This window comes from Armatimonadota bacterium (genome assembly GCA_031432545.1).
Classification (GTDB): domain Bacteria; phylum Sysuimicrobiota; class Sysuimicrobiia; order Sysuimicrobiales; family Sysuimicrobiaceae; genus Caldifonticola; species Caldifonticola tengchongensis.
This window is the reverse complement of the sequence record JAVKGX010000002.1, coordinates 150,288-166,158: the sequence shown is the minus strand read 5'-3', so window position 1 is coordinate 166,158 and position 15,871 is coordinate 150,288. Positions and strand designations below refer to the sequence as shown.

The following is a 15,871-nucleotide window of genomic DNA, read 5'->3' as shown; positions in this document are numbered from 1 at the left end:
GGCTTGGGGTCTGCCCGGCGCTCAGCCCTCCGTGTGTGACCGGGCCCGGGCCAGCAGCTCGAGCGCTTCGTGTACCTGCGCCATGCCCATCGCCTCGTCGAGATCGCAGCGCAGGCGCCGGCGCCAGTTGGGATATTCGTCGCGCGTTCCCGGCACGTTCTGCGGTTCGGTCTCCAGCCACAGGTCCTCAAGGCTGACGAGCACGCAGCGCGCCGCGCTCGCGGCCAGGTAGCTCAGGCAGGCCGCCAGGACGGCACGCGCATCTCCACCGCGCAGGTAGCCCTCCTCGCGCAGCGTGCGCTGCAGCGCACGGCGCACCGCCGATCGTTCCGACCGCGCGCGCTCGGCCTGCGCCTCGTCGATCAGTCCCAGCCGTCGACGCTCCACGATGTCCGCGCCGGCCCAGAAGGCTGCGAAGGTGGGTGTGTCGTGGGTATCGAGGGAAGCCACGCACATCTGCGGCGGTGGGCGGACGCCACGCTGTGCATCGATCTCGAAGGGCAGGACGTACATGCGCCACAACCCGCGCCGCCGCATCGCGCTTCGCACCGACGACAACAGCGTACCCAGATCTTCACCGACCAGCACCGCTCCGCTGCGGTGCGCCTCCAGCGCGAGGACCGCATACAGTTCCTCGGCGGGGTACCGGACGTAGACACCCTCCGAGGGCGGCATTCCCCGAGGGATCCAAAACAGCCGATGCAGCCCCATGACGTGGTCGACCCGCAGCATCCGGGCGACCTGGAAGTGGTGCCGAAGACAGGCGCGGAGGTATGCGTATCCGTCCTCGCGCACGGCAAAAGGATGCGGCGGCGCAAACCCCCAGTCCTGACCCTGCGGCGCCAGAGGATCGGGAGGCGCACCCACCGAAACGCCCTCGGCGAACGCCCGACGGTACCGCCATGCGTCGTACCCGTCGGGATGGACGCCCAGCGGGAGGTCCATGTACAGCCGCACACCGGTGCCTGCGGCTTCGCGCAACTGCGCGTCGGCCATCCACTGCGCGCAGGCGTAGTAGCGGAACGTTCCGTCCGAGACGTCTGCGTCGGCCCGCGCGGCACCGGACCACGCACGCCACGGCCGTCTCCAGCGCTCGCAGGCCGTCCGGAACCGCGCGTAGTCCGCAACGTGCGGGTGGCTGGCCAGAAACCGCTCCAGCACCGCTCGCTGTCGAGGCCGATCGCAGATGTGCGCGGCGATCTCACCGAGCACGCGCCGCTTCAGCGCACCGACGCGGCGGTAGTCGACCAACGCCGCGGCGCGCACAGACTCCTGCTGCGCGCGCAGGTCGGGCGACGACGGCACGTCGATCCCAACCATCGCGGCTGCCCGGACCGGATCGACGTACGCTTCGTTCCAGCACAGCCGGCTGACCGGCATGTAGGGACTCGGCTCGAAGGGGTCGTCGAGGAAGCACGGCAGCAGCGGCAGCGTGCCCACGGCTGCGCCACCCCGACCGGTCACTTGCCTTCCCAGACGAGACAGCTCGGTGTAGCCGCCGATCCCCCAGTCCTCCACCGAACGAAGCGCGTACAGCGGCGCGAACAGTCCCCAGACGCGACCGCCCGGATCGGGGACCCGGGACGGCGCGGAGATCACGAGCGAGGTTGCGCGCCCCGAATCGGCTTCGATGTCGACGCGATGGTATCCGGGCGGCAGGCGATCCGGCACGACGAAGCGCCGCCCACCCACCGAGCCGACCCCGGACAGCCGGTAGGACCGCGTCTCACCGCCCTCGTGGTGCACGACGCAGTCCAGTCGCTCGCACCGGACACCCGCCGGAGCCACGAGCACGAGCTTGCCTTCCCAGGCGACGGCCACCGGCCCGAACGTGGGTTGCACGTCTCGATGCTCCTGCAGGGCTTCGGGCGCGTCGGATGCGGAGTCCAACGGCGCTCCCAGCGCGCGCAGCACCGCCATCAGCGACTCCTCGGAGGCGGCACGGACCCGGCCGGTCAGGTCGCGGTAGGCGACCTGCACGCCGTAGCGTCCGGCGAGCGCGCGCAGCGTGCGCCTTTGGCGTGCTCGTGCCGCGTGCGGACGGCTCACCCGGATCCCATGAGCTCCAAGATGCCCCGAAGGGGTATGCGCACCCACCCCGGCCGGTTGTTGAGTTCGTAGCCCACCTCGTACACCGCCTTCTCCAGCAGCAGGACCTCGAGCAAGAGCGCGAGGTCTTCCGGGTCGCCCGGCAGCAGCCCAGATCCGGCGACGGTCTCGAGATACGCCTGCACGAAGGCCGCAGACACCCACCGGTACCAGGTCTGCGCCCACCCCTCCATCGTCGTCCGCTCGCCAACGAGCCCGGCCGACTCCACCACGTTCAGTGCGGCGAAAGCGGCATAATGGAATGACCGCAGCATCCCGGCGACGTCCCTCAGCGGGGATCGTTTGATGCGGCGTTCGCTCAGCGGACGCGCGGGCTCGCCCTCGAAATCGATGATCGCGAAATCCCTGCCGGTGTGGAGGACCTGGCCCAGGTGGTAGTCGCCGTGGATGCGGATGCGCATCCCCTCCAGGCGCCGGTCGCGCACCGCTCGAAACCGCGACAGGATCGACCGTTCCATGTCGGCGACCCGGTTCGCCTCTTCGCGCACCTGCGCCGGCAGCGTCGGCAGGCGCGACCGCAGCTTCCGTAAGACCCGCACGGCCCCCGTCCGCATCGACTGGTAAATTGCCTGCTGATAGAAGGGCGTGAACGGCTCGGGGGCGAAGGCCGGGTCCGAAGAAGACGCCAGCAACCGGTGCAGTTCGCCGGTCCGTCGTCCCAGCAGCCGCGCCACCTCCCAGTAACCGCCGATCGCCTCCGCGATCGCGGGCGGTGGGTTGCCCACCTCGAGCGGGGCCGGCGCGGACGCATCCACCGGCGCACGGGAGGCCATCACGCTCTCGAAAAAAAATCGCAGCGCGTCCAGCGTGTACTGCCAGGCGTCCCCCTGGTTGGGCACCAGACCCTGCAGCACCGCGATCGTCGCCGGCTCGCCGCGGCCGGCGCGGTACTCAAGTGCGGCGACCAGCGGTGCGGCATGTGCGAAACGCCGCTCGGTGAGCAAGCGCCCGATCTCCAGTTCAGGATTGGGTCCGGGTTCCACCCGTCGGAAGAGCTTGAGGATCAATCGGTCGCCGTAAACGAGGGACGTGTTGCTCTGCTCGGCCCGCAGCGGCTGCGGCTCGGGGAGGTCTGACGGTAGGCGGAACCCGGCCACGCGCCGGGCCACGAGCTCGCCTCGCTTCCCACGGAAGGGCCGACGCGCGCCGATCGCCCGCAGCAGCGTCCGGCAAGCATCGGCATCGGACAAGGCGTCGCAGACGGCGTCCCCGCTCGCCAAGCGGACGACGGCTGCGCCGGGCCCGTCCTGCGACGACAGCCGGTTCTGGGGCACCGACGTCAGGGGCACTGCGTAGAGGTCGGGTGTCCCTTCCGCGTAGTCGACGCGCACCAGTGCGAGCAGCACGCGCGGGCCGTCCAGCTCGACGGCGTCTTCGACCGACACCGACTTGATGGTTCGCGCCTTCGCCCCGAACCAGCGGCGCCCTGGCAGCCAAGTCGCCAGGGCATCGGCGAATGCCTGCGAGCGCACGACTTCGGGCCACGCCCCCGCCACCGTGCGTACCGGCGCCGACGGCAGCCGCACCCGCTCGCGTGCCGGTTCCAGCGAGAACCAGTAGAACGCGTGCGGCCCCAGCGTCAGCAAGTATGGGAGCGCGCCGATCCGGGGAAACGCCACACGCCCGAACAGCTCCACCGGGACGCGGCCGGCGAACTCCGAGAGGTCCAGCTCGGCAAACTGCGCAAACCGCGACAGGTTGCAGACCACGAGGATCGTCTCCGCCTCCCACCGCCGCACGAACGCCAGCACCTTGCGGTTCTCGGGCGCCAACAACTCCAGGGAGCCGCGCCCGAAAGCCTGGTACCGTCTGCGCAGGGCGATCAGGCGTCGCATCCACCAGAGCAGCGAGTGCGGGTTGTGCAGCTGCGCCTCGACGTTGACCGACTCGTAGTGGTACTCGGGATCGATGATTACCGGCAGGTACAGCTTCTGCGGGTTGGCGCGCGAGAAGCCGGCGTTGCGATCCGGGCTCCACTGCATGGGCGTGCGCACGCCGTTGCGGTCTCCTAGGTAGATATTGTCGCCCATCCCGATCTCATCCCCGTAGTAGATGACGGGCGAACCCGGAAGCGAGAACAGCAGGCCGTTCATCAGCTCGATGCGCCGCCGGTGGTTGCCGAGCAACGGGGCGAGCCGGCGGCGGATGCCCAGGTTGATCCGCGCCTGCGGGTCGTGCGCGTACACCCGGTACATGTAGTCCCGCTCCTCGTCGGTCACCATCTCCAGGGTGAGCTCGTCGTGGTTGCGCAAGAACAGTGCCCACTGAGACGTCGGGGGGATGGGCGGCGTCTGGTCGAGGATGTCGGTGATCGGAAAGCGGTCCTCCATGTGGATCGCCATGAACATCCTGGGCATCAGCGGAAAGTGGAACGCCATGTGGCAGGCGTCCCCCAGGTAGGGGACGACGTCCTCGGGCCACTGGTTGGCCTCCGCGAGGAGCATTCGATTGCGGAAGTGGGCATCTACGTGGCGGCGCAGCGCACGCAGAAACGCGATCGTCTCGGGCAGGTTCTCGCAGTTCGTGCCCTCCCGCTCGTACAGGTAAGGCACGGCATCCAGACGCAGCCCGTCCACGCCCATCTGCAACCAGAAGTCCACGACCCGCAACATCGCACGGTGCACGCGCGGGTTGTCGTAGTTCAGGTCCGGCTGGTGCGCGTAGAAGCGGTGCCAGTAGTACGCGCCCGCCACCGGATCCCAAGTCCAGTTGGAGGTCTCGAAGTCTTTGAAGACGACCCGCGCCTGGCGGTAGCGGTCAGGGGTGTCGCTCCACACGTACATCTCCCGCGCGCGGCTGCCGCGCGGGGCGCGGCGGGCCCGCTGGAACCAGGGATGCTGGTCGGAGGTATGATTGAGGACCAGCTCCGTGATCACCCGAAGCCCCCGCCGGTGCGCCTCGTGAAAGAAGACCTGGACGTCGCGCAGCGTACCGTAGTGCGGGTGGATGTCGATGTAGTCGGCGATGTCGTAACCGTCGTCGCGCAACGGCGATGGGTAGAAGGGCAGCAGCCACACGGCCGTGACGCCGAGCTCTTGCAGGTAGTCGAGCTTGGTCACCAGCCCACGAAAGTCACCGATCCCGTCGTCGTCGCTGTCGGCAAACGCACGCACGTGCAGCTCGTAGATCACCGCGTCCTTGTACCACAGCGGGTCGTCATCCAGCGGATAAGTGGTTCTGCGTGCGGACACGGGTCACTCCGCGCCAGTGGGCAGGGGTTTCACCCAAGCTCCGGTCACATGAAGTACTCGAAGTCCTGCTCGCGTCGGATGCGACGCCGGACACGGAAGACGTGCGCCGGCAGGACCCGGGGGTCGAGCTCCACGTAGTTGCGCGGGCCCTCCCAGAGGTAGCGTCCGCCGCCGAGCAGGTCGTGGACCTGGTAGGGCTGCCCATCCTCCAGCCCCAGCGCCTCGAGCGCGAGGTCCGTCCACCCGGACTGCGTGTGGTGCGGGTCCAGGTTGACGACGACCAGGATCGCGTTCTCCCGGTCGTCGGTCACCTTGGAATAGACGATCAGCCGGTCGTTGTTGGTCGCGTGGAAGCGGAGCGTGTCGTCCCGCTGCAGGGCGGGGTTTTCCCTACGGATGCGGTTCACCTGCGCCACCAGCTCCCGGAGGCTGCCCGGTCGGTCTCGGTCCCAACAGCGGATCTCGTACTTCTCGGAGTTATGGTACTCCTCGCTGCCCGGCTCGCGCGGGGTGGCTTCGCACAGCTCGAACGCAGGTCCGTAGATGCCGTAGTTTGCCCCCAGGGTGGCAGCCAGGACCAGGCGCGCCGCGAATGCCGGCCGCCCACCCAGCTGCAGGTACTCTGGGAGGATGTCCGGCGTGTTGGGCCACAGGTTCGCCCGGAAGAAGTCCCGGACAGGCGTCTGAGTGAGTTCCGTGAAGTACTGTTCCAGCTCCCAGCGGGTGTTTCGCCACGCGAAGTACGTGTACGACTGGGTGAACCCCACTTTGGCCAGGCGGTACATCACCTTGGGGCGGGTGAATGCCTCCGACAGGAAGATGACGTTCGGATGGTCGCGTCGGATATCCTCGATCAGCCACTCCCAGAACGCGAACGGCTTGGTGTGCGGGTTGTCGACCCGGAAGATCTCCACGCCCTGAGCAATCCAGAAGCGGACGACATCGCGCAGCTCGGCCCACAGTGACTCCCACGCTTCGCACTCGAAGTCGAACGGGTAGATGTCCTGGTACTTCTTCGGCGGGTTCTCCGCGTACTGGATCGTCCCGTCGGGGCGAAGCCGAAACCACTCCGGGTGTTCGCGCACGTAGGGGTGATCCGGCGAGCACTGAAAAGCCAGGTCGAGTGCGATCTCCAGGCCGTACTCGCGCGCGGCGCGCACCAGACGTCGAAAGTCGTCCAGGGTGCCCAGTTGAGGGTGCACCGCCTTGTGTCCGCCCTCGGGACCACCGATCGCCCACGGGCTGCCGGGGTCGTCCGGTCCGGCAACCGGACTGTTGTTCTTGCCCTTGCGGTGTGTCCGCCCGATCGGGTGGATCGGTGGCAGGTAGAGCACGTCGAACCCCATGCCCGCGACGTACGGCAAGAGGCGCTCGACGTCGCGAAACGTCCCGTGGCGGCCGGGTTCGGTCGCGCACGAACGGGGGAACAGCTCGTACCAGGCCGAAAAGCCCGCCCGCTGGCGGTCGACGACCACCTGCAGTTCCCGTTCGTATCGGGTGACAATCCGCCTGGGGTCATGGCGTGCCATCAGCGCCGCCAGTTCCCGGGAGAAGGCGGTTCGCGTCGCCTCCACCGTCCCTTCCCGCAGCACCCGCGCCGCCTTCATTAAGTCTGCCCGATCGGGTCCGGCGGCGCGTCCTGCTGCGTCTTCCACCAACGACGCTCCGATCTGCAGATCGACGTTCGTCTGCTGTCCCGCGCGCATCCGCTTTTCCAGGTCGCGCACCCACGACCCGAACCGGTCGATCCATCCCTCCACCGTATACCGATAGCGCCCCACGCCGTCGACGACGAAGGCGGCCCGCCAACGATCGTCGCCAACCGGTTCCATCGGCACTTCGTTCCAGTCTTCCTCGTCTTCGCGGCGCCACAGCAACGCACAGGCAACTGAGTCGTGCCCGTCGGCGAACACGTCGGCGGTGACCACGAGGCGATCTCCGACCGTGCGCTTGACGGCGAACCGCCCCCCGTCGACCTGCGGCTGCACCGCTTCGATCACCACGCGCCGTCGGTTCTCCAGACCGCTCACCCCTCGGTGGCATCCCCGCGCGGCGCCCCGGCGCGGGCGAGCTCGCCGAGCACCTCCCGAATCTCGGTCGGGTCGGCGACCCAATGGCGAGCGCGCGTGGGGCCGAACCCTACCTTGATCGTATGGGCGTCTTCCGGCATGGCCGCGAACATCTCCTCGTCGGTGGCGTCGTCGCCGGCCGCCAGCACGAAGTCCCACTCTCTGCTCTGCAGCCATCGGGCGGCCACACGCCCCTTGCCGACGCGACCGTCCTTGATCTCGACGACCCGGTTGCCCGCGACGATCCCCAGCTGCCACAGGCCGGCCAGCTGGCTCAGGGTGGCGATCAGTTCGTCCGCCCTCAAGCTGCCCAGCACCGGATCCGCCAGCCGGTAGTGCCACGCCAACGAAAGCGTCTTTTCCTCGACGAACGTGCCCGGCGTGCGGACGGTGTATGCATCTAGGATCCGCCTTACCTCGACCTTCCACGCCGGAGCGTCGTCCGTCACCAAGCACCATGCACCGCCTTCCCTGACCCAGGCACCGTGCTCGGCGGCCATGTCCGCGGGCAAGGCGCCCCACCAGGTCTCCAGCGTCCGACGGTCTCGGCCGCTCACCAGGACGAGTCGGTTGCGCGGATCGGCGGCCAGGGCCTTCATCAGTTCGACGAGAGAGACGTCCGGAACGGCGTCGGCGGGTCGACCCGCAAATCCCACAAGCGTCCCGTCGTAGTCGACCAGCAGCAGCCGCCACCGGGCGCCCCGGTAGGCGGACACCAGCGCAGCCCGCGATTCGCCCCGCAGCGTGCGGCCCGCCAGACGGCGCTGCACACCGCGCACACCGCGCAGGTCGTCGATGAACTGCCGCGCCCACGCGCGCACGTCGTGGGCACGCAGTCGCTCCTGCATCTTGCGGTTCCGCTCCACCTGCTCGAGAACAGGCATCGTCAGCGCCGCGTGCAGCGCCTCGGCCACCGCTTCGGTGTCGTTGGGGTTGACGATCAGCGCCTCCGAGAGTTCCCTCGCCGCCCCCGCAGTCTCCCCAAGGATGAGCACCCCGCGGCCGTCCGAGCGCGACGCCACGTACTCCTTGGCCACGAGGTTCATGCCGTCCCGCAGCGGGGTGACGAGGGCAACGTCCGCGACCCGGTACAGCGCGGCCAGGGTGGAAAACGGGACGGGTCGATACAGGTAGCGGATGGGGGTCCACCCGAGCGTGGCATGGCGTCCTTCGATGCCACCGATGCGCTCCTGTACGTCCCGGCGCAGCGCCTGGTAACGGTCGACTTCCGTACGTGAGGGCACGGCCACCATCACCAGCGTCACGCGGCCGCGGTAGTCCGGGTAACAGTCGAGGAAGCGATCGAAGGCCGTCAGGCGCTGCGGGATCCCCTTCGTGTAGTCGAGTCGATCCACGGACAGCACCACCCGCTGCCCGGACGTCTCCTGGCGGACCCGCTCGAGCTCGCGGCGCACGCCCGGGTCCTCGTCGGCACGCGCGAACCTCTCGTAGTCGATGCCCATGGGAAACGCGTGCACCTGCACGAGGCGTTCACCGACGACCAGTCGTCCCAGCCGGTGCTCCACCCCAAGCAGACGCTGAGCGGCTTCCAGGAAGTGCAGCGCGTAGTCGTGCGTGTGGAAGCCGACGAGATCGGCTCCCAGAATCCCCTCGACGATCTCGCGCCGCCACGGCAGCAGACGGAACACCTCCCACGGGGGGAACGGGATGTGCAGGAAGAAGCCGATCGTCGCGTCGGCCCGGCGCAGGCGGAGTTCGCGCGGCACCAGCATGAGCTGGTAGTCGTGCACCCACACCGTATCGTCCGATGTGGCGGCTTCACCGGTCGCCTCGGCGAAGGCCTCGTTGACGCGCCGGTAGGCCTCCCAGTACCCCCTTTCGTAGACGGCGTAGGCGGGAAAGGAGTGCGCCAGAGGCCACAACGTGCGGTTGGAGAACCCTGCGTAGTAGGCTTCGACGTCGGCCTGGCTGAGGTGAACCGGCTGGCAGTGGACGGCTCCCAGGCGCACGTCGACTTCCGTGCGCTCGTCGGCGGACAACCGTTCGCGCGCGATGCCCGGCCATCCGATCCATCGGTCCTCCGACTGCTGAACCGCGCGCAGACCGGTCGCGAGTCCTCCGACACTCGGGACCAGCCGTACTCCGTCCCTGCGCTTGACCACCGTCACCGGGAGCCGGTTGGCGACGATCAGCATGCGGCCCCCTTGGGGCCTTCGTTCGCGGCCGACCCTCCCCGGTCGACCAAAGAACGGACCAGCCGCAGTTCGTCACGCACCAGTCGCGGGATCAGGAATCGGTCCCGCACGCGCTCCCAGCCCCGTTGCGCGATCAGGCTGGCCTCGTCGGGGTGCGTGAGGAGGTAGAGGATGCGGTCGGCACAGCTCTCTACCGAGTCCACCAGGAATCCGCCGACGCCGTCTTCAATCTGCAGAGGGATCCCCCCGGCCCTCCCGCCCACCACCGGAGTGCGCTTCCACAGCGCCTCGGAGACAACCAGGCCGAAGCCTTCGCGGATCGACTTCTGGACCGCGACGTCGGCGACTGACTGGAACGCGTTGACCTCGTGCGCACCGACACCGGTGAGGTTCGTAAACAGAAAGAAGTCGGGATCCCCCTCCCCCTCCGTACGGATCTGTTCGTAGATTTCCCACCCCCCGGGGTCGTCGTCCGCCATCGCGCCGATGAGCGCCAACTGAACTTCCGGCATCTGTGCCTTGACAATCCGGTAGGCGTCGATGACGCCCTGGGGGTCCTTCCAGGGGTCGAAACGTGACACCTGGATCACCAGCGGCCGTGTCAGGTCCACACCGAACTCCGCCACCTCCTCGCGGCACAGGTGCCGCGGCAGCACCCGATTCTTCGGGCTCAGCGGATCGATCGCGGGCGGGACGAAGGCGGTCGAGGGGCCGACCCAGTCGGCGGGCACGAACTTTGGCAGCGTGAACACCGCAGCGTCGTAGCTCTCGACGTAGGGTTTGAGAAATGCCCAGACCGCTGCGTTCGGCGAGGAGGTGTCGATGTGGCACCGCCAGACCCACCGCGCGTCGACGTTCGAGTAGCGTCGCATCGCCGCGGGCTGGGGGTCGTGGACGATGGCGACGTCGAAGGGGCCGGCCAGCTCCGCCGCGCAGGTTTCGTTGTGGCGCAGGTAGACGTCCTGCACCTGGTCGGTCAGGTCGAACGTGGCACCCTGCAGCGCATTGTGGAAGCCCTTGGTGACTCGGAAAAACTCCTGCGCGCCGCCGATCACCCACCACTGCGCATCCAACCCGACGTCACATTCCAGCGGGATCATCGACGTCAGCAGTTCGGCGACCCCTCCGCCGTGTGCCGCCGAGTTCACTTGCACCAACTGCAGCCCCCGCAGGGCGCGCCCCAAGTCGCGGATCTCGTCCAGCACTTCCCCTCCGGCGACCGCGGCGTAGGCCGCGAGGGACTTGACCTTGCAGGCGACCCTTTGGAGCATACTTCCTCTCCTCCGCGGGCGGCGACCGTGCGTCCGGTGCCGCCTTTCTACCCCTTGACCGCGCCGGTGAGGATCCCGCTGACGAAGTACCGCTGCAGCGCGAAGAAGACGATGAGCGGCAGGGCCATCGAGACGAACGCCGCGGCAGTCAGCAGGTGCCAGCCCCCGCCCAGCGAGTTCACCAGGTTGCTGATGGTGACCGTCATCGGCGCCACCGCGGGCCGACCGCCCAGATAGATGAGCGCCGCCAGCAGGTCGTTCCAAACCCAGAGGAACTGAAAGATCGCCAACGACGCCAGCGCCGGAACGGAGAGGGGCAGAACGAGCCGGAAGAATGCGGTCAGCGGCGAAGCGCCGTCGAGGTATGCCGACTCGAACAGGTCCCGCGGCAGCGACCCGATGAAGTTGCGCAGCAAGTAGATCGCAAACGGCAGCCCGTATCCCGTGTGGGCCAGCCACAGCGCGGGGAACGTGCCCGTCAGTCCCAGGGCGTTGAACAGACGCAACACGGGCACCAGCGTGGTCTGCAGCGGGATCACGAGCAGCGCGACGACGACGATGAACAGCGCGCCGCGTCCGGGGAATTCCATCCAGGCGAACGCATACGCCGCGAACGCGGCGATCAGCAGCGGGATCACCGTCGCCGGGATCGTGATCACCAGACTGTTGGCGAAGCTCAAGGCCATGTTCTGTGTCGTCAGGACCTGCGCGTAGTTCTCCAGCGTGAACGTGGGGTTCCACAGGACGGTCCACCACCCAGAGGTCGCCACGTCGCGCGCCGGACGAAACGAGCTGACGAGCAGGCCGACCGTGGGCACCAGCCAGATCGTGCAGAGGATCCAGAGTCCGACGTGGGCCGGCAGGGCCAACGCGATCTCGGCCGCGCGCCGCACCGCGCGCTTTCGTGGCAAAGCCACCGTCGCGGTCGTCACCGCGTCGCCTCCTGCTCACGGAACCGTCGGATGTTCGCGACCATCACCGGCAGGATCGCCAGGAACAAGACGATCGCGATCGCGCTGGCCCGGCCGAAGTGGCGAATGTTGAACAGCTCCTTGTACATGCGGTTCGCAATGACTTCGGTGCCAAAGTTGCCGTTCGTCATCACATAGACGACGTCGAACACCTTCAGCGAGGTGATGACCATCGTCGTCGCCACGACTGCCACCGTCGAAGCGATCATCGGCAGCGTGATCTGCCAGAACAGGCGCACCTCCCCCGCACCGTCCACGCGTCCGGCTTCCAGTACCTCCGTTGGTACCCCTTTGAGGGCCGCGGACAGGATCACCGCGCAGAACCCCGTCCACATCCACACGCCGACGAGGACGAGGAAGAAGTTGTTCTCCGGTGCGTTGACCAGCCAGGCCCGCGGCTGAAATCCGGGAACCAAACCCGTCAGCACTGCGTTCAGCGTCCCGATCTGCGGAGTGCCCGCGGGCCGGAACTCGTACACGAACTTCCAGATCACGCCGGCCGCGACGAACGATAAGGCCATCGGCAGGAACACAATCCCCTTCGCGATCGACTCGTAGCGTACGCGCTCGGCGAGCACCGCGATCAGCAGGCCTGCCGAGACCGTCAGCCCCGTGAAGAAGGCCAGCCAGATCATGTTGTTGCGGAACGCGATCAGCATCTCGCGGTCGGTGAAGGCGAAGACGTAGTTGGCGAGTCCCACCCACTGCGTCCCGTTCGCGTTGCGTAGGCTCAGCACGAAGGTATTGACCGTGGGGTAGACGAGGAAGACCGTCAGGAAGACCAGCGCCGGTCCCACCCACACCCAGGGCCGCACGCGCCGCTGCGTCGTCTCCGGCAGCTGTCGGATCGCCAGTTCGGCCGCTGCGACGTACGCCGCGGACACGAGCGGGGCCCCAACCGCCACGAGCAGGACCGCGGCAAACCGTTCCATCCTACCGGTTGGTGTTCGGCGCACCCGCGATCAATTCCTGGGCACGCGGATCGTCGTCACCCCGAGCACACAGGAGAAACGCTCGGGGACGGTGAACCGTCAGACCAACCCGGCGTGCGGTCGTGCATCGCCCTCGTCGTGATCGCCGCGGCCTCGCTGGCGGCCGCGGCCCAAGGAGCGCCGCTTCCGGTGGCCCCGGGCATCGATGTCTTCCTGGCAGACCCCGCGCCGGCACGGGGCCGCCGGATCGGGCTCGTGACGCACCGCGCGGCGGTCACCCGCGACGGCCGCACCACCGCCGCCGCGCTGATCGAAAACACTGAGCTCCGCGTCACCGCGCTGTTCGCCCCCGAACACGGCATCGACGGCACGTTCGGCGCCGGAGAGCCGGTGCCGAACGTGCGGGGCCCCACACCCGTCTACAGCCTGTACGGATCTACGCTCAGGCCGACCCGACAGATGCTGCACGGTGTCGACCTCTTGGTGATCGACCTCCAGGACGTGGGCGTCCGTCCGTACACCTACGCGTCCACCATGAGCCTGGTGCTGGAAGCCGCACGTGCCGCACGCCGGCCGGTGGTCGTCCTCGACCGACCCAATCCGCTCGGCGGCGTCACCGTGGACGGGCCCGTTCTCGAGCCGCCGTTTCGCTCCTTCATCGGCCCCCACCCCATCCCGATGGTCCACGGCATGACGATCGGCGAACTGGCACGGTTGTTCAACGACGCGTTCGGAATCGGTGCGCAACTGCGCGTCGTGCCGATGGAAGGCTGGACGCGGACGATGACGTGGGCGGACACCGGACTCGGCTGGGTCAACCCGTCTCCCGGGATCACCAGTCCCCAAGCGCCCTTCTATTACGCCGCCACAGGGCCGATCGACGGCACCAACTTGTGGAACGGCGTGGGCACGTCCTCGCGGTTCCAGGTCGTGCTGGCCCCATGGATCCCGGACGGGGCGCAGCTCGCCGAACGGCTGAACCGTCACCGGCTGCCCGGCGTGCGGTTCTCGGCGTCCGCCCTCCCTCATCCCCGCACCGGCCGTGTCTGGCGGGGCGTGCGGCTTCACGTCACCGAACCCGCCGCGTTTCGGCCGGCGACGACGACCGTCTACATCCTCTGCGAGATCCGCGACCTATATGGTGACCGTCTCGCGTTCCGCGTGCCACCCCGCGGGCGTGCGCTGTTTGACGTGGTGTGGGGAACCCAGCAGGTGCGGTCAGCCATCCGGCGCAAGGACCCACCCGCACGGATCGTGGCACGCTGGGAGGCCGGACGGCATCGGTTCGAGCGGCTGCGCGAACGCCACCTCCTCTATCGCTGATCCACCGGCGACGGTGCTCTGGTGCCGCCGCCCGGCGAACCCGCATGGCGACCGGTCTCAGGCTCGTGGACACGGAATGTGTGGTAGGCTCGTGCTGAATGCCCGACGCAGATCACAGCCTGCCGATCGACCGTATGGACCGGATCGTCCTGCACCACACGGCGATCCTGTTCACCGCCCAGGCGCTGGTCACCGCGGTCTTCATGCTGATGCCCGCGCTGGGGGGTAGCATGGTTCTGCAGCTGACAGGAGACGTCGCGGCCATCGGGCTTCCCATCGCACTCTCCCAGTTGGGGCAGACCGTCACCGCGTACCCCGCAGGGAGGCTGATGGACGCCTACGGCCGGAGGTTGGTGCTGCTGGGCGCCGCAGCGCTGTCCGCGATCGGCTCGACAGCGATCGCGGCGACGTTCGGGGCCGCAGACCTGATGCTGTTCCTCCTGGCGGCAGTGGCCTTCGGATACGCGAGCGGTCCGCTGCATCAAATCGGGATGGTGGCCGCGGAGATCCAGCCACCCGAGCGGCGTGCGTCGGCCCTGGGGCTCGTACTGACGGGCAGCGTCGTGGGAGTGCTCTTTACGCCCGCCCTGGTGGCATGGCTGACGCGCGGCGCGCACGCGGAAGCGGAAGGAATCGTCGCCACGTGGATCTTCGGCGCGGGAGCACTCGCGGTCGCGGCGGGCGTGCTCGCATGGCTGCGTCCGGACCCCCTGGAAATCGCGCGCCGCACCGGCGGCGCCCCGGAGGCGGTGAGCCCGACGGCAGCGATGCTGCTGCGCCACCCCGCCACTCTGGCGCCCATCGCCGTGTCGGCCTGCCTGTGGGGCACGATGACCCTGGCCATGGTGGTGACGCCGGTCGCCCTCCGACAGCACGGACACCACCTCGGCGCGATCGTCTCCGCGGTGTCTATCCATGCGATCGGGATGTATGCGTTCGGGCTTCCCCCTCGGCCGGCTCGCCGACTGGCTGGGCCATCGCGCGATGATGGCCGCAGGGACGGTGGCCTGCGCGGTCGGCGCTGCCGGGGCCATGGCCGTGACCGACTACTGGGCCGCGACAGCCTGCCTCTTCGTCGTGGGGGTGGGGTGGTCCGCAGGTCTGGTCGCGGCCACCGCGCTGCTCGCCAACGCCACCTCGGCCCGGCTGCGGGGTCGCACCTTCGGCATGACTGAGTTCGCCGCACGTTTGGCCAACCTGCTGTTTCCCGTTGCCGGAGCCGGTGCGGCCAGCCTATGGGGATTCGCCGGAACCGCCGGGATCGCGGCGACCGTAACGCTGCTGCCGATGCTCCTGATCTGGCGGATGCCTTCCCCTAGCGCATCCGGCTGAGCCCGAGCGCGACGAGCACGACCCCACCGGCCAAGACGACGCCGCCGGCGGCCGGCGACAACGGGATCACCCTGCGCCGTTCCGCCTGGATCTCCACTGGCCCCAACTGCACCTCGGTGCGCTCCGTCCCGTAGGGAATGCCTTCGAAGAACAGCGCCATCGTACCGACGACGATCAGCACGACGCCCAGCAAGATCACAACTGTCCTCATGTTCTGTTCACCTCGACGGAAGTGACTCAGAGCCTTTTCGGTCGTGGGCAGGCTCTGTCCACTTAGTGTCCACCGCCGTCCTCGGCCCGTTCGCACGCCCGCCGTTCGTTTGACACCCCAACCCCGCGGTTCCTATACTCGATACTGTCCACGGCGGGCCGTTAGCTCAGGTGGTCAGAGCGCAGTCCTGATAAGACTGAGGTCCGTGGTTCGAGTCCACGACGGCCCACCACCCTCCACGATCCGGCGGATCCTCTCCGCGTCCGGTGGCCACGACGCAGCCGAAAACGCAGCATGCGATGTAGG

At 68.4% G+C, this 15,871-nt stretch carries 10 protein-coding genes, 1 tRNA gene and 1 pseudogene; 4 read left to right on the top strand and 8 right to left on the bottom strand.

The window, feature by feature from the left end; translation table 11 throughout:
• Positions 1 to 21: 21 nt before the first annotated feature.
• Genes malQ through QN163_04440 form a run of 7 tightly spaced genes read right to left on the bottom strand, consistent with a single transcriptional unit; the run spans position 22 to position 12,699 of the window.
• A complete protein-coding gene (gene malQ, locus QN163_04470; protein ID MDR5683263.1) occupies positions 22 to 2,049 on the bottom strand; it encodes a 4-alpha-glucanotransferase in 2,028 nt (675 codons plus the stop codon).
• Positions 2,046 to 5,300: a maltose alpha-D-glucosyltransferase gene (treS, locus tag QN163_04465; protein MDR5683262.1), complete on the bottom strand. Its 3,255-nt coding sequence runs from the start codon at positions 5,298 to 5,300 to the stop codon at positions 2,046 to 2,048. Before treS ends, malQ begins: the two co-directional genes overlap by 4 nt.
• Before the next feature lie 44 nt (positions 5,301 to 5,344).
• Positions 5,345 to 7,330 (bottom strand): alpha-1,4-glucan--maltose-1-phosphate maltosyltransferase, encoded by a 1,986-nt coding sequence (locus QN163_04460; protein MDR5683261.1) that lies wholly within the window; start codon positions 7,328 to 7,330, stop codon positions 5,345 to 5,347.
• Entirely contained in the window at positions 7,327 to 9,525 is a 2,199-nt protein-coding gene (locus tag QN163_04455) for a bifunctional alpha,alpha-trehalose-phosphate synthase (UDP-forming)/trehalose-phosphatase (protein MDR5683260.1), read from the bottom strand. Before QN163_04455 ends, QN163_04460 begins: the two co-directional genes overlap by 4 nt.
• Entirely contained in the window at positions 9,519 to 10,796 is a 1,278-nt protein-coding gene (locus QN163_04450; GenBank protein MDR5683259.1) for a glycosyltransferase, read from the bottom strand. The genes QN163_04455 and QN163_04450 overlap by 7 nt, the downstream gene beginning before the upstream one ends.
• Before the next feature lie 47 nt (positions 10,797 to 10,843).
• The gene (locus tag QN163_04445) at positions 10,844 to 11,671 is read right to left on the bottom strand and encodes a carbohydrate ABC transporter permease (GenBank protein ID MDR5683258.1); all 828 of its coding nucleotides are present in this window, start codon (positions 11,669 to 11,671) and stop codon (positions 10,844 to 10,846) included.
• A gap of 53 nt (positions 11,672 to 11,724) precedes the next feature.
• On the bottom strand, positions 11,725 to 12,699 hold the full coding sequence (locus tag QN163_04440) for a sugar ABC transporter permease (protein ID MDR5683257.1): 975 nt from the start codon (positions 12,697 to 12,699) through the stop codon (positions 11,725 to 11,727).
• A gap of 114 nt (positions 12,700 to 12,813) precedes the next feature.
• Here QN163_04440 and QN163_04435 point away from each other — a divergent pair, with 114 nt between their 5' ends.
• The 3 genes and pseudogenes from QN163_04435 (at position 12,814) to QN163_04425 (ending at position 15,354) form a co-directional block, all read left to right on the top strand.
• Positions 12,814 to 14,022, top strand: a complete 1,209-nt coding sequence (locus QN163_04435; GenBank protein ID MDR5683256.1) for a DUF1343 domain-containing protein — start codon at positions 12,814 to 12,816, stop codon at positions 14,020 to 14,022.
• Positions 14,023 to 14,120: 98 nt separating this feature from the next.
• A pseudogene (locus QN163_04430) lies at positions 14,121 to 14,936 on the top strand (MFS transporter).
• A 1-nt stretch (position 14,937) separates the two neighbouring features.
• Entirely contained in the window at positions 14,938 to 15,354 is a 417-nt protein-coding gene (locus tag QN163_04425) for an MFS transporter (GenBank protein ID MDR5683255.1), read from the top strand.
• On the opposite strand, the gene QN163_04420 is transcribed toward QN163_04425, so the two are convergent.
• Positions 15,338 to 15,565 (bottom strand): DUF3185 domain-containing protein, encoded by a 228-nt coding sequence (locus tag QN163_04420; protein ID MDR5683254.1) that lies wholly within the window; start codon positions 15,563 to 15,565, stop codon positions 15,338 to 15,340. The two genes, QN163_04425 and QN163_04420, sit on opposite strands and share 17 nt — an antisense overlap.
• A 155-nt stretch (positions 15,566 to 15,720) precedes the next feature.
• Here QN163_04420 and QN163_04415 point away from each other — a divergent pair.
• Positions 15,721 to 15,797: transfer RNA gene (locus tag QN163_04415), tRNA-Ile, on the top strand.
• The last annotated feature ends 74 nt before the right edge of the window (positions 15,798 to 15,871 follow it).

Excerpts from the sequence above, each read along its gene's own strand:
- QN163_04455 (MDR5683260.1), bottom strand. The coding sequence starts at position 9,525 with ATGCTGATCGTCGCCAACCGGCTCCCGGTGACGGTGGTCAAGCGCAGG.
- QN163_04440 (MDR5683257.1), bottom strand. The coding sequence starts at position 12,699 with ATGGAACGGTTTGCCGCGGTCCTGCTCGTGGCGGTTGGGGCCCCGCTC.
- QN163_04425 (MDR5683255.1), top strand. The coding sequence starts at position 14,938 with ATGCGATCGGGATGTATGCGTTCGGGCTTCCCCCTCGGCCGGCTCGCC.
- QN163_04450 (MDR5683259.1), bottom strand. The coding sequence starts at position 10,796 with ATGCTCCAAAGGGTCGCCTGCAAGGTCAAGTCCCTCGCGGCCTACGCC.
- QN163_04420 (MDR5683254.1), bottom strand. The coding sequence starts at position 15,565 with ATGAGGACAGTTGTGATCTTGCTGGGCGTCGTGCTGATCGTCGTCGGT.